Here is an 18,423-nt window from a genome sequence, read left to right as displayed (position 1 = left end):
GCATCGAATGAGAGGAAACCGAAGTGTCAGCGACACTGCGTTTTGACAATATCGGCAAGGTGTTCCCCGGCGTGCGCGCGCTCGACGGCGTGTCGTTCGACGTGAACGCGGGCGAAGTGCATGGCCTCATGGGCGAAAACGGCGCGGGCAAATCGACGCTGCTGAAGATTCTCGGCGGCGAATATCAGCCCGATTCCGGCCGCATCCTGATGGACGGCAACGAGGTGAAGTTCGCCGATGCGGCGGCGTCGATCGGCTCCGGCATCGCCGTGATTCACCAGGAACTGCAATACGTGCCCGACCTCACGGTCGCGGAAAATCTGCTGCTGGGCGCGCTGCCCAATGCGCTCGGCTGGGTCCGGCGCAGCGAGGCGCGCAAGTTCGTGCGCGAACGTCTCACGGCGATGGGCGTGGATCTCGACCCCGCCGCGAAGCTGCGCAAGCTTTCCATCGCGCAGCGCCAGATGGTGGAAATCTGCAAGGCGCTGCTGCGCAATGCGCGCGTGATCGCGCTCGACGAGCCGACCAGTTCGCTCTCGCATCGCGAGACCGAAGTGCTGTTCAAGCTCGTGCGCGGCCTGCAGGCCGACAATCGCGCGCTCATCTACATCTCGCACCGCATGGACGAGATCTACGAGCTCTGCAATGCCTGCACGATCTTCCGCGATGGCCGCAAGATCGCCTCGCACGAGAAGCTCGAAGAGGTGAAGCGCGAAACGCTCGTGCAGGAAATGGTGGGTCGCGAAATCAGCGATATCTACAACTACACGCCGCGCGAGCACGGCAACGTGCGCCTTGCGGTGAGCGGGATCGAAGGTCATCCGTTGTCGCAACCGGCGAGCTTCGCGGTGAAGGCGGGCGAGATCGTCGGCTTCTTCGGTCTCGTGGGCGCGGGCCGCAGCGAACTGATGCAGCTGATCTACGGCACGCACAAGCGTCGCGCGGGCGAGATCGAACTCGACGGCAAGCGCATTCGCGTGAAGAGCGCGAGCGATGCGATCCGTCACGGCATCGTGCTGTGCCCGGAAGATCGCAAGGAGCAGGGCATCGTTGCGATGGCAACGGTTTCGGAGAACATCAACATCAGTTGCCGCCGGCATTTCCTGCGCGCGGGCATGTTCCTCGACCGCAAGAAGGAAGCCGAAACCGCCGACCGCTTCATCAAGCTGCTGAAGATCAAGACGCCGAGCCGCCGCCAGAAGATCCGCTTTTTGTCGGGCGGCAACCAGCAGAAGGCGATTCTGTCGCGCTGGCTGGCGGAACCCGATCTCAAGGTCGTGATTCTCGACGAACCCACGCGTGGGATCGACGTGGGCGCGAAGCATGAAATCTACAACGTGATCTACCAGCTGGCGGCGCGCGGCTGCGCGATCGTGATGGTGTCATCGGAATTGCCGGAAGTGCTCGGTGTCTCGGACCGCATCGTGGTGATGCGCGAGGGCCGTATTTCGGGCGAGTTGCCGCGCAGCGCGGCGAGCGAACATGCGGTGCTGGACCTCGCGCTGCCGCAAGGCGCGCAGCGTCGCGCCGCTTGACGGGGAAGGAGTGATGGAAATGCAACGAGACAACCTTGCGGCCGAAGCCGCCGACGCAGCGAAGAGCGTGGCGCACAGCGCCGCCGAAGCGCTGATCCCTAAAACCAGCGACAAACAGAAGTGGTGGCAGCAGATCACCGAGTACAGCCTGATCGTGATTTTCGCGGTCATGTTCATCACGATGTCGCTGACCGTCGATCACTTCTTCTCGATCGAAAACATGCTGGGCCTTGCGCTGTCGATCTCGCAGATCGGCATGGTGGCCTGCACGATGATGTTCTGTCTGGCCTCGCGCGACTTCGACCTTTCGGTGGGCTCGACCGTCGCATTCGCGGGCGTGCTCTGCGCGATGGTGCTCAACGCCACCGGCAATACCTTTATCGCGATTATCGCGGCGGTGGCGGCGGGCGCGGCGATCGGCTTCGTGAACGGCGCGGTGATCGCGTATCTGCGCATCAACGCGCTGATCACCACGCTGGCGACGATGGAAATCGTGCGCGGTCTGGGCTTTATCGTCTCGCACGGCCAGGCGGTGGGCGTGTCGTCGGATACGTTCATTGCGATGGGCACGATGGCTTTCTTCGGCGTGCAATTGCCGATCTGGGTCACGCTGTTCTGCTTCATCGTGTTCGGCGTGATGCTCAATCAGACCGTGTATGGGCGTAATACGCTGGCGATCGGCGGCAATCCCGAGGCGTCGCGTCTCGCGGGTATCAAGGTCGAGCGCACGCGCGTGTGGATCTTCCTGATTCAGGGCGCGGTGACGGCGCTGGCCGGCGTGATTCTGGCGGCGCGTATCACCTCGGGTCAGCCGAATGCGGCCGAAGGTTTCGAGCTGAACGTGATTTCGGCGTGCGTGCTGGGCGGCGTGTCGCTGCTGGGCGGGCGCGCGACGATCTCGGGCGTGGTGATCGGCGTGCTGATCATGGGCACGGTCGAGAACGTGATGAATCTGCTCAACATCGATGCGTTCTATCAGTACCTCGTGCGCGGTGCGATCCTGCTCGCGGCGGTGCTGCTCGACCAGTTGAAGAATCGCGGCGCGCGGGATTAAACGCACGACTCAACCCACCAGGAAGCTTGATATGTCTTCACCGGCCAACGCCAGCACGCATCACGCGCACGACCGCTTCGCGCGCTATCCCAGCCTTGCGGATCGCGTCGTTCTCATCACGGGCGGCGCGACCGGGATCGGCGCGTCGTTCGTCGAGCACTTCGTCGTGCAGGGCGCACGCGTGGCGTTCTTCGATATCGATGCCACGGCGGGCGAAGCGCTGGCCGATGAACTCGGTGATTCACGTCGCAAGCCGCTGTTCGCCCGCGTCGATCTCACCGATATCGCCGCGTTGCGCGCCGCCATCGCCGATGTGAAAGCCGCGCTCGGCCCCATCGAAGTGCTCGTGAACAACGCCGCGAACGACAAGCGCCACACGCTCGCGGATGTCACGCCCGAGTCGTTCGATGCGGGCATCGCCGTGAACGTGCGGCATCAGCTGTTCGCGGCGCAGGCGGTGGCCGAAGACATGAAGGCCGCAAAACGCGGCTCGATCATCAATCTCGGCTCGATTAGCTGGATGCTCAAGAACAGCGACTATCCGGTCTATGTGATGAGCAAATCGGCGGTGCAGGGGCTCACGCGCGGCCTCGCGAAAGATCTCGGCCAGTACGGGGTTCGCGTGAATTCGCTGGTGCCGGGCTGGGTGCTGACCGAGAAGCAGCGCCGCCTGTGGCTCACCGACGAAGGCCGCGAGAACATCAAGCGCGGCCAGTGCATCGACGCCGAACTGCTGCCCGAAGATCTCGCGCGCATGGCGCTGTTCCTCGCCGCCGACGACAGCCGCATGATCACCTCGCAGGACATCGTCGTGGATGGAGGCTGGGCATGAGCGCAGGACAGCACGCAACGCAGGACGAAGTCGCCGAACTCCTCGTTCACGCGAAAAACACGCTGGGCGAAGGCGCGACGTGGTGCTCGCGCAGCGCGCGGCTCTACTGGAACGATATCGAAGGCGCGAGCCTCGCGCGTTACGACACGGCCGACCAGTCGCATCGCACCTGGCCGATGCCCGAGCGCCTCGCGTGCTTCGCGCTCTGCGAAGACCCGGACGTGCTCTTGATCGGCCTGGCTTCGCGGCTGGCGTTCTTCGATCTGCGCACGGGCGAGATCACGCCCATCGTCGATGTCGAGCCGGATCTGCCGGTGCGCCTGAACGACGGACGTTGCGACCGCCAGGGCCGCTTCGTGTTCGGCACGAAATACGAGCGCAAGCCGTTCGAGCATATCGGCGGTTTTTATCGGCTCAATCACGATCTCACGCTGGAAAAACTGCCGTTGCCGGTGGCGGCGATTGCCAACAGCATCGGCTTCAGCCCCGACGGCAGCACCATGTATTACGCCGATTCCTTCACGCGCGAGATTCGCGCCTGCGATTACGGCGCGGATGGAACGATTGCAAACGATCGTCTGTTCGTGCGCGTGCCGGATCACGAAGGCGAGCCGGACGGCTCGACCGTCGACAGCGACGGCGGCCTCTGGAACGCGCAATGGGCGGGCGAATGCGTCGTGCGTTACGGGCCGGATGGCGTGGAAACCGACCGCATTCGCGTGCCCACGGTGCAGCCCACGTGCGTGACGCTGGGCGGCCCGCACCATTCGACGCTTTATGTGACGAGCGCGCGCGACGGTCTCAGCAACGAAGCGCTCGAGCGCGAACCGCACGCGGGCGGCGTGTTCGTGGCGCAGACGCGCCGCACGGGACTGCCCGAGCCGCGTTTCCAGGGCAAACGCTGAGTTATCCGAACCAGCGTTCGACGCTGCGGAACACGAGAGCACGCGAGCCTGCCATTGCAGCAAGGCGCATCGCCTTCGTTGTAGCCAGGCAACACAAGCACACGGTAATCGCGCACCAATCTGGCGTGAAAGCGCTGCCATCTCTAAGGTGCTAGCAGTGTTGTTGCAGTACGCGTAGCAGCAGGGCTTAGACAAGAAGCGGCCGTCACCCGATGCAGGCAGGCGCAGCGCACGAAAGGCGCTGCCGGGACATCGTGGCGAAGTGACCGGCAGGCCGCCCATGCGCCGCTATCGAAGGCGGCGATCCATCATGCCTCTCGAGGAGCCGCTCATGAGCGTCGCGAATTCCGCTTTGCGTCCTACCGCCCGATCCCGCAAATCTGCCAGCGCGCCGCTTGCCGGCGACGCTACCGCCGCCGCGGGTTCGCCCGCAGCAGGTTCGCCCGCAGCCGCCCGCCGCGCGCGGCTGGAAGCCGCCACGCACCCGGTCATGCCGGGGCCGAGCACATCGGCGGTCGCGATCGGCGCGGCCGGCGCCGGCGACGTGGCCTGCGTCACGCTCACGAATGCCTACCTGCGCCTCGACGTCGCGCCGCAACTGGGCGGCGGCATCACCCGTTTCGACTGGCGCAGCGAAGGCGCGCTCGAACCCGTATTCCGCCGATGCGAGCAGGTCAGCGCCCGCATGGACCCGAACGATCTCGCGTGTTATCCGCTGTTGCCGTATTCGAACCGCATCGGCGATGGTCGTTTTCAGTTTGGCGGGCGCGACGTGGAAATTCCGCGCAACCGCGCCAGCGAACCCTTGCCGATCCACGGCGACGGCTGGCTCGCCAACTGGAGCGTCGAGAGCGCCGCGCGCGAAAGCGTGCGCCTCGTGCTCGACCGCAGCCAGGGCGAACCGTATGCGTATCGCGCCGTGCTCACCTATACGCTCGAAGGCGCGACGCTCGGCATGACGCTGGAAGTGGAAAACGTCGGCCGCGAGGCGCTGCCGTTCGGGCTGGGCGTGCATCCGTTCCTCGCGCGCGACACGAGCACCGAGCTTTCCGCGCCCGCAAGCGGCCTGTGGCTCTCGGGCGCCGATTGGCTGCCGGTGCGCCACGTGCCCGCGCCGCCCGCCTGGCAGTTCGGTGTGGCGTATCCGCTGCCCGAACAGATGGTCAATCACGCCTTCAGCGGCTGGAGCGGGCGGGCGGCCGTGGTGTGGGAGCGCCGCCGCCTGTCGCTGTCGATCTGCGCGAACACCGACTATTACGTGCTCTACACGCCGCCGGGCAAGGACTTCTTCTGCTTCGAGCCGGTCGATCATCCGATCAATGCGGTGAACCTGCGCGGCGGCGGCGACGCCAACGGCATGACGGTGCTCGCGCACGGCGAGCGCCTCGTGCGCAAGTTCAGCTTCACGGTCGAGCGCATGGACATGCGCGCGGCGGCCAGCCCGCATCGCGCGGGCGCACGCGGGCGCGCCGGGGCGAGAGGCGGCAAGAGCGCCCGTGCGCGCGCCTGACGCCACTTCGCATTCATCGGACGAAAAACCTTCGGCACAACGCGCGGCGACCGTTCTGGCAGCCGCGCGTGGCCGTTCCTGGCGAACGCCGCGAAGCGCCCGCGCTCAGGCCGGGTAAAATACGCGCCGTTTCCCCTACACCCGCTCGCCCGAGCGCTTCATCATGACTTCCTTCAATCAGACCCTCGCCGCCGCCTGGCAGCGTACCGGCTCGCTGCTGTGCGTCGGTCTCGACCCCGAGCCGACCAAATTCCCCGCCGCGCTGGCTGGCCGCAGCGACGCGATCTTCGAGTTCTGCCGCGATATCGTCGATGCCACCGCGCCTTACGCGTGCTCGTTCAAGCCGCAGATCGCCTACTTCGCCGCCCATCGCGCCGAAGACCAGCTCGAAGCGCTGATCGCTCACGTCCACGACAAGCATCCGGGCCTGCCGGTGATCCTCGACGCCAAGCGCGGCGACATCGGCAGCACGGCCGAGCAGTACGCGCGCGAAGCCTTCGAGCGCTTCAAGGCCGACGCCGTGACGGTCAATCCGTATATGGGGTTCGATTCGATCGAGCCGTGGCTCGCGCATGAAGGCAAGGGCGTGATCGTGCTGTGCCGCACCTCGAACCCCGGCGGTTCGGATCTGCAGTTCCTGACGACCGACGGCAAGCCGCTCTATCAGGTCGTGGCCGATCTCGCGGCGAACAAGTGGAACGCCAGCGGCGAACTCGGCCTCGTGGTGGGCGCGACCTTCCCGAAGGAAATCGAGACGGTGCGCGGTATCGTCGGCGATATGCCGTTGCTGATTCCGGGCATCGGCGCGCAAGGCGGCGACGTGGAAGCGACGGTCAAGGCCGGCCGCACCGCTAACGGCACCGGCATGCTGATCAACTCGTCGCGCGCGATCATCTACGCGAGCAAGGGCGAGGACTACGCGCAGGCGGCTGCAACGGCTGCCCAGAAGACGCGCGATACGATCAACGCCTACCGTTGATTCGCGGTTTCAGCCTTGCTGCCGACGCACGGGAGTCGCGTGTCGGCGCGGGGCGCTAAAAGCGCATAGCCAGCGTATTGCTGGCCAGGACGGCTGGGGTCTGTCACTCACGTGAACGGGCACCAGCCGTCTTTTTTTTTAACTTCATATATGGCAAATCCTGGCAAATCCCGCTCACGTTTCGGCGTATTGATCAGGATTGCAAACATATTTTTGCGATGTTCTTCACCTGGAGCGGCTCAAGCCCCGCCCGCCTTACTCCTGTCCCCTTACGACGTTGTCACCAGTCGGAATCGGTTTTATCCCCCTCCTGCGTATCTGCAATTTCGATATAGGAATATTCCTATAAAAACTCCTTATATACAGGATTGATATTGAGATTTGGATCATGCCGATCTTTGATGTTTAAGTGAATGTCAGTGATCTTCAACGATTGTCCTAAATATCCCTTAAAACTTGCATCAAAAACCAAGAATTTAGTTCGATCATAGGGCACGACAATAAGAATTCTCCGATTCTCCCACGCATTTCCCTTCCTTAAGATCGCTCCCAAAGTTGATAGGACCGTCTGTCGTTTGCCCAGGGCGAAAGCAGATTCGAAGCTTGCTCGAACCGCTTGCCGCGTTGTGCCATCCGGCTGTTCTTCACTTTGTTCTCACGGCGGGCGTCAGCACGCGGTTCTCGCGCTAATCGAACTCGTTCGATTTAACGATTGTGTCGCGGCGCAGATACTCGTTCCCAACGGCTGGTGAGTCATCTCTTTAATGCCAGCGAAAAGCGGATGCAAGTCGATACGTCGAGCGTCCGGTCAACCTGGTGCGGTTCGGACTGCGAATAGCAGGTTTTTGAAGTCCACCTTTTATCTTTAAAGTTAGTTAAGGATTGCAAATGAATAAGGCATATCGTTCCGTCTGGAATGAAGCTACGGGAACGTGGGTAGCTGCGCAGGAGAACGCCCGAGGTAAGGGCAAGAGCAAGAGCGTCAAGGCGGTGGCGGTTGCAGCCGTTGCGCTGGGCGCGGCTTCGCAGGCTCACGCGTATTCGGCGGGCACCGGGGCGACGGTGGCTATCGACAGCATCGACGTTTCCGTGGGCACCAACGCGAAGGCTGCTGGCACCACGGGCGTGGTTGATCCGCACGGCTCCAATTGGGGAGCGGCGGCATTTGGCGCGAACGCTACAGCCAACTCATCGGGTAGCACGGCGGTAGGCTACGCTTCGTACGCCGGGGGGTGGGTTGACACGGCACTCGGCGCGTACGCGTCGGCGTATGGGACTAGCTCGGTTGCGCTTGGCGCCGCGGCAACGGCGACCGGCACCGGCAGCAGTGCGCTTGGCGTTTCCTCAACGGCGACTGGCTCCCAGGCCATCGCAGTCGGCAACAGTGCGGTCGCGACCAATTCCAACAGTATTGCGATCGGCACAGGTGCAAAGACAACTGGCGCGAACGGCGTGGCGGTAGGTAATAGCGCACAGGCGAGCAACTCCAACACCCTTGCGCTTGGGACGACCAGCCAGGCATCCGGCCTCAGCGCGATTGCAATTGGCTCCAGCGCAGCGGCCAAGGGCGACAACTCCATCGTGATGGGCGTGAACGCGGGTGCGAGCCTTGCCGGCTACAACTACGACACGGTGATCGGCACGAATGCGACCAGCACGGGTATGAACTCGGTGGTGCTGGGTGGCAACGCAGCGGTCACGGGCGCGGCCAATGGGGCCACGGCAGTCGGTATGGGCAGTACTGCAACCTCGAACTTCAGCACTGCGCTGGGCTTTAGCTCGAACGTTTCTGGTGTCAATGCGCTGGCGCTGGGCGCAAGCTCGAACGCGTCTGTAGCGAACTCGGTGGCACTGGGTTACAACACGACCACGACGGCAGCGGTTGGCACTGCAAGCGGTGTGGTTGGCGGCACGACGTACAACTACGCAGGCACGGCCCCGACGGGCGTGGTGAGCGTGGGTTCGGCAACGACAACGCGCCAGATCCAGAACGTCGCGGCAGGCCAGGTTGCGGCCACCAGCACGGACGCGGTCAACGGTTCGCAGCTTTTCGCGACGAACTCGGCGGTGACGAACGTTACGAACACCGTGAACAACATCACGAACAACGGTGCCGGGATCAAGTATTTCCACGTGAGCTCGACGCTGCCTGATTCGGCAGCCCTCGCCAGCGGTGATATCGCAATTGGCGGTGGCGCTGCGGCAAGTCGTGCGGGTTTCGGCAATCAGGGCAATAACATTGCGCTCGGGACGAGCACGGCAGCCCAAGGTCTCAATTCCATCGCAATTGGTACGAATGCATCGACCAATAACGGCTCGCTTTACACCACCGGCACGAACTCGATGGCGATCGGCCAGAGCGCGACCGCCGAAGGGGGCAACGCAATTGCGATCGGTAATAACGCCAATGCGGGCATTGCCAACGGCAACGCGAATAGCATTGTCGCGGTCGGTAACAACAGCTACGCCAAGGTCACGGGCGCGACTACGCTTGGCGCCTATACCACGGTAACGGGGGCGAACGGCGTCGCAATTGGTAACAGCGCGCAGGCGGCCGGCGCCAGTTCGGTTGCAATGGGTCAGAACTCCTTCGCGGGCTCCGACTTCACGGTGGCGATCGGCAATGCCGCATCGGCGGCGGGCGACCGCAGCGTTGTGCTTGGCGCAAGCTCGAACGCGACCGGCAGCTACGCGACGGCTCTGGGTACGCTGGCGAAGGCGTCGGGCTTGAACTCGACGGCAATCGGCACCTCGGCGAACGCGTCGGTGGCGAACTCGGTTGCGCTGGGCAACAACACGACCACGACGGCAGCGGTTGCTACGGCAAGCGGTGTGATCGGCGGCACGACGTACAACTACGCAGGCACGACCCCGACGGGCGTGGTCAGCGTGGGTTCGGCAGGCGTGACGCGCCAGATCCAGAACGTTGCGGCAGGCCAGGTCTCGGCTGCAAGCACGGACGCGATCAACGGTTCGCAGCTGTACGCGACGAACACGGCCGTGACGACCGTTGCGAACAACGTGACGAACGTTTCGAATAACGTGACGAACCTCTCGAACACCGTGAACAACATCACGAACGGTTCGGCGGGCGTCAAGTACTTCCACGTAAGCTCGACGCAGGCTGATTCGATGGCCGCAGGCGCGAGCAGCGTGGCGATCGGTGGTGCAACGACCGCATTTGGCGGTAGCAGCGTTGCCGTGGGTTCCGCCGCGACTGCCGTAGGCGCTGCCTCGGTTGTCATGGGCGTGAACGCGAAGTCGATTGGTGGTAATTCGCTCGCCCTGGGTAACTCGGCGAGCGCGGTGACCGACAATTCGATGGCGCTGGGCTTCAACTCGACGGCTGCGGGTGCGGCGTCGATCGCGCAAGGTAACGCGGTGAAGGCTATCGGCGACTACTCGGTGGCCATCGGTAACGCCTCGAACGCCGGTGCCACGAACGCTGTGGCACTGGGTGCGGGCGCGAACGCGTCGGTAGCGAACTCGGTTGCGCTGGGCAACAACACGACCACGACGGCAGCGGTTGCTACGGCAAGCGGTGTGATCGGCGGCACGACGTACAACTACGCAGGCACGAACCCGACGGGTGTGGTGAGCGTAGGTTCGGCAGGCGTGACGCGTCAGATCCAGAACGTTGCGGCAGGCCAGGTTTCGGCTGCAAGCACGGACGCGGTGAACGGTTCGCAGCTTTTCGCGACGAACACGGCCGTGACGAACGTTGCGAACAACGTGACGAACCTCTCGAACACCGTGAACGACATCACGAACAACGGTGCCGGGATCAAGTATTTCCACGTGGCCTCGACGCTGCCTGATTCGGTAGCCCTTGCCAGCGGTGATATCGCAATTGGCGGTGGCGCTACGGCAAGTCGTCCGCTTATGGGCAGCCAGGGCAATAACATCGCGCTCGGGACGAGCACGGCGGCCCAAGGTCTCAATTCCATCGCAATTGGTACGAATGCATCGACCAATAACGGCGCGATGTTCACCAGCGGCACGAATGCGATGGCGATTGGCCAGAGCGCGACCGCCGAAGGGGGCAATGCAATTGCGATTGGTAATAACGCCAATGCGGGCATTGCCAACGGCTATCCGAACAACATTGTCGCGGTCGGTAACAACAGCTACGCCAAGGTCACGGGCGCGACTACGCTTGGCGCCTATACCACGGTAACGGGGGCGAACGGCGTCGCAATTGGTAACAGCGCGCAGGCGGCCGGCGCCAGTTCGGTTGCAATGGGTCAGAACTCCTTCGCGGGCTCCGACTTCACGGTGGCGATCGGCAATGCCGCATCGGCGGCGGGCGACCGCAGCGTTGTGCTTGGCGCAAGCTCGAACGCGACCGGCAGCTACGCGACGGCTCTGGGTACGCTGGCGAAGGCGTCGGGCTTGAACTCGACGGCAATCGGCACCTCGGCGAACGCGTCGGTGGCGAACTCGGTTGCGCTGGGCAACAACACGACCACGACGGCAGCGGTTGCTACGGCAAGCGGTGTGATCGGCGGCACGACGTACAACTACGCAGGCACGACCCCGACGGGCGTGGTCAGCGTGGGTTCGGCAGGCGTGACGCGTCAGATCCAGAACGTTGCGGCAGGCCAGGTCTCGGCTGCAAGCACGGACGCGATCAACGGTTCGCAGCTGTTCGCGACGAACTCGAAGGTGACGCAGAACTCGTCGGATATTTCGACCCTCCAGGGTAGCGTCTCGACGCTCTCCGGTTCGGTGACGAATATCGCCGGCAACATGACGAACATCTCGAACACCGTGAACAACATCACGAACGGTTCGGCGGGCGTCAAGTACTTCCACGTAAGCTCGACGGCGGCTGATTCGATGGCCGCAGGCGCGAGCAGCGTGGCGATCGGTGGTGCAGCGACTTCGTTTGGCGGCAGCAGTGTTGCCGTGGGTGCAGCCGCGACTGCCGTAGGCGCTGCCTCGGTTGTCATGGGTGTGAACGCGAAGTCGATTGGTGGTAATTCGCTCGCCCTGGGTAACTCGGCGAGCGCGGTGACCGACAATTCGATGGCGCTGGGCTTCAACTCGACGGCTGCGGGTTCGGCGTCGATCGCGCAAGGTAACGCGGTGAAGGCTATCGGTGACTACTCGGTGGCCATCGGTAACGCCTCGAACGCCGGTGCCACGAATGCCGTGGCGCTGGGTGCGGGCGCGAACGCGTCGGTAGCGAACTCGGTTGCGCTGGGCAACAACACGACCACGACGGCAGCGGTTGCTACGGCAAGCGGTGTGATCGGCGGCACGACGTACAACTACGCAGGCACGAACCCGACGGGCGTGGTGAGCGTGGGTTCGGCAGGCGTAACGCGCCAGATCCAGAACGTCGCGGCAGGCCAGGTTTCGGCTGCAAGCACGGATGCGATCAACGGTTCGCAACTGTTCGCAACGAACTCGCAGGTCACGCAGAACACGTCGGATATTACGACCCTCCAGGGTAGCGTCTCGACGCTGTCCGGTTCGGTGACGAACATCGCCGGCAACGTGACGAACCTCTCGAACACCGTGAACAACATCACGAACGGTTCGGCGGGCGTCAAGTACTTCCACGTGAACTCGACGCAGGCCGATTCGATGGCCGCAGGCCCGAGCAGCGTGGCGATCGGTGGTGCAGCGACCGCATTTGGCGGCAGCAGCATTGCGCTGGGTTCGTTGGCAACTGCGGTCGGTGTGGGCGCCGTGGCAATGGGCGTAAACTCGAAGGCTGCGGGTGCTTCGTCGGTCTCGATCGGCAATAGCTCCTACGCTGGCACGGACATCACGACGGCGATCGGCAATGCGGCATCGGCAGTGGGCGACCGCAGCGTTGCGCTCGGCGCAAGCTCGAACTCGAGCGGCAGCTACGCGACGGCTGTGGGTACGCTGGCGAACGCATCGGGCGTGAACTCGACGGCAATCGGTACATCGGCGAATGCGTCGGTGGCGAACTCGGTTGCGCTCGGTAACAACACGACCACGACGGCAGCGGTTGCTACGGCAAGCGGTGTGATCGGCGGCACGACGTACAACTACGCAGGCACGAACCCGACGGGCGTCGTGAGCGTGGGTTCGGCAGGCGTGACGCGTCAGATCCAGAACGTTGCAGCAGGCCAGGTTTCGGCTGCAAGCACGGACGCGATCAACGGTTCGCAGCTGTACGCGACCAACACGAAGGTGACGCAGAACTCGTCGGACATCTCGAACATCTACACGCAGATGACGCAGATCAGCGGCGGCTCGGTGGATGCGGTGATGTATGACTCGTCGGCGCATAACTCGGTGACGCTGGGCGGTGCGGGCAAGTCGATCGCAGTGGCGCTGCATAGCGTGGCAAACGGCGTGGTGAGCGCAACGAGCCTCGACGCGGTCAACGGTTCGCAGCTGAACGCGACCAACGCCAACGTCTCGACGCTGTCGGGTTCGGTGACGAACATCGCTGGCAACGTGACGAACCTCTCGAACACCGTGAACAACATCACGAACAACGGTGCCGGGATCAAGTACTTCCACGTGAACTCGACGCAGGCTGATTCGATGGCCGCAGGCCAGAGCAGCGTGGCGATCGGTGGCGCAGCGACTTCGTTTGGCGGCAGCAGTATTGCCGTGGGTTCCGCCGCGACTGCCGTAGGCGCTGCCTCGGTTGTCATGGGCGTGAACGCGAAGTCGATTGGTGGTTCGTCGCTCGCACTGGGTAACTCGGCCAGCTCGGTTGGCGACTACTCGACGGCGCTGGGCTTCAACTCGACGGCTGCGGGTTCGGCGTCGATCGCTCAAGGCAATGGTGCGAAGGCTATCGGTGACTACTCGATGGCCATCGGTAACGCCTCGAACGCAGGTGCCACGAACGCTGTGGCACTGGGTGCGGGCGCGAACGCGTCGGTAGCGAACTCGGTTGCGCTGGGCAACAACTCGACCACGACGGCAGCGGTTGCTACAGCAAGCGGTGTGATCGGCGGCACGACGTACCAGTACGCAGGCACGACCCCGACCGGCGTGGTCAGCGTAGGTGCGGCAGGCGCAACGCGTCAGATCCAGAACGTCGCGGCAGGCCAGGTTTCGGCTGCAAGCACGGATGCGATCAACGGTTCGCAGCTGTTCGCAACGAACTCGCAAGTCACGTCCAACACGACGAGCATTTCGAACCTCCAGGGTTCGGTGACGACGATCCAGGGCAACATCACGTCGATCAACAGCCAGCTGACGAACATCAGCGGCAAGATGGCCGATGCAGTTGTGTACGACGCGTCGGCACACAACTCGGTGACGCTGGGTGGCGTGGGTTCGTCGATTCCTGTTGCACTGCATAACGTGGCAAACGGCGTGCTGAGCGCAACGAGCCTCGACGCGGTCAACGGTTCGCAACTCAACGCAACCAACACCAACGTCTCGACGCTGTCGGGCACGGTGACCAACATCGCCGGCAACATCACGTCGATCAACAGCCAGCTGACCAACATCAGCGGCAAGATCGCTGATGCAGTTGTGTACGACACGTCGGCACACAACTCGGTGACGCTGGGTGGCGTGGGTTCGTCGATTCCGGTCGCACTGCATAACGTGGCAAACGGCGTGCTGAGCGCAACGAGCCTCGATGCAGTCAACGGTTCGCAACTCAACGCGACCAACACCAACGTCTCGACGCTGTCGGGTTCGGTGACGAACATCGCTGGCAACGTGACGAACATCTCGAACACCGTGAACAACATCACGAACAACGGTGCCGGGATCAAGTACTTCCACGTGAACTCGACGCAGGCTGATTCGATGGCCGCAGGCCAGAACAGCGTGGCGATCGGTGGCGCAGCGACGGCATTTGGCGGTAGCGGCATTGCGCTGGGCTCGGCAGCGACTTCGGTCGGTGTGGCAGCAGTGGCAATGGGCGTGAACTCGAAGGCTGTGGGTGTTTCGTCGGTCTCGATTGGCAACAGCGCCTACGCTGGCACGGACTACACGACGGCAATCGGCAATGCGGCATCGGCAGTGGGCGACCGCAGCGTGGCGATGGGCGCAAGCGCGAACGCAGGCGGCAGCTTCTCGACCGCACTGGGTACGCTGGCGAACGCATCGGGCGTGAACTCGACGGCAATCGGTACTGGCGCGAACGCTTCGGTAGCGAACTCGGTGGCGCTGGGTAACGGCTCGACCACGACTGCAGCGGTTGCTACGGCAAGCGGTGTGATCGGCGGCACGACGTACAACTACGCAGGCACGACCCCGACGGGCGTGGTCAGCGTGGGCACGGCAGGCGCAACGCGTCAGATCCAGAACGTCGCGGCAGGCCAGGTTTCGGCTGCAAGCACGGATGCGATCAACGGTTCGCAGCTGTACGCAACGAACTCGCAGGTCTCGAAGAACACCGGCGACATCTCGAGCATCTACAGCTCGCTGACGCAAATCAGCGGCGGTTCTGTCGATGCAGTGATGTATGACACGTCGGCGCATGATTCGGTGACGCTGGGCGGTGCAGGCAAGTCGATTGCAGTGGCGCTGCATAGCGTGGCAAACGGCGTGGTGAGCGCAACGAGCCTCGACGCAGTGAACGGTTCGCAACTCAACGCGACCAACACCAACGTCTCGACGCTGTCGGGTACGGTGACGAACATCGCCGGCAACATCACGTCGATCAACAGCCAGCTGACGAACATCAGCGGCAAGATGGCCGACGCGGTTGTGTACGACACGACGGCACATAACTCGGTGACGCTGGGTGGCGTGGGTTCGTCGGTTCCGGTTGCCCTGCATAACGTGGCAAACGGCACGGCTGCGACCGATGCGGTCAACGTGCAGCAGATGCAGCAATACGTGGCGACGGGCAACCCGTACATCGGTGGCCTCGGTTCGGGTACGGCAGCAAAGGCGACGGCACTCAACTCGGTGGCGCTGGGTCTCGGCTCGGTGGCGGATCAAAGCCGCACGATCTCCGTGGGTAACAGCTCGACCAACCTGCAGCGTCGTATTACGAACGTTGCAACCGGTCAGGCTGACTCCGACGCGGCAACGGTCGGTCAGGTCAACGACATGATCGGCGTGGTGTCGACCACGACCCAGGCTCTGGAGCAGTCGAACACGCAGATGCTGGCAGCCGTCCAGAGCGTCCAGAACCAGCTCCAGTCGGTTAGCTCGACGAGCGGCAGCGCCTACTTCCAGGCCGATGGCGGCAACGACGGCAGCGACAACGCCTACGTTACCCCGGGTACGTATGGCGTGGCAGCAGGTGCGATGGCCAGCGCGACGGCAGCAGGTTCGGTGGCGATCGGTGCGCAGGCACTGGCGACCAACTCGGGCTCGACCGCGGTCGGTAACGGTGCAGTCGCAACGGGCTCGGGCGCACTCGCGTTCGGCAGTGCACAGTCGACGGGTACCAACTCGGTCGCGCTGGGTAACGGCGAAGTGGCATCGGGTAACAACGCAGTGGCAGCGGGCTACAACTCGAAGGCACTGGGTCTGAACTCGCTGGCATTCGGCAACACCTCGGTGGCTAACGCTACGGACTCGATGGCATTCGGTACGACCGCACAGGTTGCATCGGCAGCTACTGGCTCCATCGCAATTGGCCGCGCGGCTAACGTGAACGCTGTTGCGCTGAACTCGGTTGCTTTGGGCTCAAGCTCGATCGCCGATCGTCTGAACTCGATCTCGGTCGGTTCGACCACCCAGCAACGTCAGATCATCTATGTCGCGAAGGGTACGGCGGATACCGATGCAGTCAACGTCAGCCAGTTGAAGGATGCCGTGAGCGCATTCGGTGACGGCGCAGCGGTGGGCGCGGACGGTTCGCTCGTGAAGCCGGCATATGTTGTTAATGGTTCGACCTATAACAACGTGGGCGATGCAATCAACGCTCTCAACCAGAGCGGCGGTGGCGGCGGCAGCGGTACGGACGGTCTCGCGGTTCACTACGACGACTCGTCGATGTCGGGCGTGACGCTCGGCGGTAAGGGCACGACCAAGGCAGTTGCGCTGCATAACGTGGCAAACGGCGTGCTGAGCGCCACGAGCATGGATGCGGTCAATGGTTCGCAGCTGAACGCAACCAACACGAACGTCTCGACGCTGTCGGGCACGGTGACCAACATCGCCGGCAACATCACGTCGATCAACAGCCAGCTGACCAACATCAACGGCAAGATCGCTGATGCGGTTCTGTACGACACGTCGGCACACGACTCGGTGACGCTGGGTGGCGTGGGTTCGTCGATTCCGGTCGCACTGCATAACGTGGCAAATGGCGTGCTGAGCGCAACGAGCCTCGACGCAGTGAACGGTTCGCAGCTGAACGCGACCAACACCAACGTCTCGACGCTCTCGGGCACGGTGACGAACATCGCCGGCAACATCACGTCGATCAACAGCCAGCTGACCAACATCAACGGCAAGATCGCTGATGCGGTTCTGTACGACACGTCGGCGCATAACTCGGTGACGCTGGGTGGTGTGGGTTCGTCGATTCCGGTTGCGCTGCATAACGTCGCAAACGGCGTGCTGAGCGCAGCAAGCCTCGACGCAGTGAACGGTTCGCAGCTGTACGAAACGAACTCGCAGGTCTCGAAGAACACCGGCGACATCTCGAACATCTACAGCTCGCTGACGCAAATCAGCGGTGGTTCTGTCGATGCAGTGATGTATGACTCGTCGGCGCACAACTCGGTGACGCTGGGTGGTGCGGGCAAGTCGATCGCAGTCGCTCTGCATAGCGTGGCAAACGGCGTGGTGAGCGCCACGAGCCTGGACGCAGTGAACGGTTCGCAGCTGAACGCAACCAACACGAACGTCTCGACGCTGTCGGGCACGGTGACCAACATCGCCGGCAACATCACGTCGATCAACGGTCAGATCACCAACATCAACGGCAAGATCGCTGATGCAGTTGTGTACGACACGTCGGCACATGACTCGGTGACGCTGGGTGGCGTGGGTTCGTCGATTCCGGTTGCTCTGCATAACGTGGCAAACGGCGTGCTGAGCGCAACGAGCCTCGACGCGGTCAACGGTTCGCAGCTCAACGCAACCAACACGAACGTCTCGACGCTGTCGGGCACGGTGACCAACATCGCGGGCAACATCACGTCGATCAACAGCCAGCTGACCAACATCAACGGCAAGATCGCTGATGCAGTTCTGTACGACACGTCGGCACATAACTCGGTGACGCTGGGTGGCGTGGGTTCGTCGATTCCTGTTGCACTGCATAACGTGGCAAACGGCGTGCTGAGCGCAGCAAGCCTCGACGCAGTGAACGGTTCGCAGCTGTACGAAACGAACTCGCAAGTCTCGAAGAACACCGGCGACATCTCGAACATCTACAGCTCGCTGACGCAAATCAGCGGTGGTTCTGTCGATGCAGTGATGTATGACTCGTCGGCGCACAACTCGGTGACGCTGGGTGGTGCAGGCAAGTCGATCGCAGTCGCTCTGCATAGCGTGGCAAATGGCGTGGTTAGCGCCACGAGCCTGGATGCAGTGAATGGTTCGCAGCTGAACGCGACCAACACGAACGTCTCGACGCTGTCGGGCACGGTGACCAACATCGCCGGCAACATCACGTCGATCAACGGTCAGATCACCAACATCAACGGCAAGATCGCTGATGCAGTTGTGTACGACACGTCGG

Annotated in this window: 7 protein-coding genes; all 7 read left to right on the top strand. The window is 63.1% G+C overall.

Going from position 1 to position 18,423, the window contains the following annotated elements; genetic code table 11:
* Nucleotides 1-23: 23 nt before the first annotated feature.
* Complete coding sequence (araG, locus tag G3N59_RS18065; protein WP_205984007.1) at nt 24-1,535, top strand: L-arabinose ABC transporter ATP-binding protein AraG; 1,512 nt, start codon at nt 24-26, stop codon at nt 1,533-1,535.
* Nucleotides 1,536-1,554: 19 nt separating this feature from the next.
* Nucleotides 1,555-2,589 (top strand): L-arabinose ABC transporter permease AraH, encoded by a 1,035-nt coding sequence (araH, locus tag G3N59_RS18060; protein ID WP_205984006.1) that lies wholly within the window; start codon nt 1,555-1,557, stop codon nt 2,587-2,589.
* A 31-nt stretch (nt 2,590-2,620) separates the two neighbouring features.
* Nucleotides 2,621-3,421: an SDR family oxidoreductase gene (locus G3N59_RS18055; protein ID WP_205984005.1), complete on the top strand. Its 801-nt coding sequence runs from the start codon at nt 2,621-2,623 to the stop codon at nt 3,419-3,421.
* Nucleotides 3,418-4,326: an SMP-30/gluconolactonase/LRE family protein gene (locus G3N59_RS18050; RefSeq protein ID WP_205984004.1), complete on the top strand. Its 909-nt coding sequence runs from the start codon at nt 3,418-3,420 to the stop codon at nt 4,324-4,326. The genes G3N59_RS18055 and G3N59_RS18050 overlap by 4 nt, the downstream gene beginning before the upstream one ends.
* Before the next feature lie 331 nt (nt 4,327-4,657).
* Complete coding sequence (locus G3N59_RS18045) at nt 4,658-5,836, top strand: aldose 1-epimerase (RefSeq protein ID WP_205984003.1); 1,179 nt, start codon at nt 4,658-4,660, stop codon at nt 5,834-5,836.
* A gap of 163 nt (nt 5,837-5,999) precedes the next feature.
* The gene (gene pyrF, locus G3N59_RS18040) at nt 6,000-6,815 is read left to right on the top strand and encodes an orotidine-5'-phosphate decarboxylase (RefSeq protein ID WP_205984002.1); all 816 of its coding nucleotides are present in this window, start codon (nt 6,000-6,002) and stop codon (nt 6,813-6,815) included.
* Nucleotides 6,816-7,703: 888 nt separating this feature from the next.
* On the top strand, nt 7,704-18,423 hold a 10,720-nt coding region (locus G3N59_RS18035; RefSeq protein ID WP_205984001.1), incomplete at its 3' end, for an ESPR-type extended signal peptide-containing protein.

This window comes from Paraburkholderia sp. Ac-20340, from assembly GCF_017104965.1.
Classification (GTDB): Bacteria; Pseudomonadota; Gammaproteobacteria; order Burkholderiales; family Burkholderiaceae; genus Paraburkholderia.
This window is presented reverse-complemented; position numbering and strand designations above follow the sequence as displayed.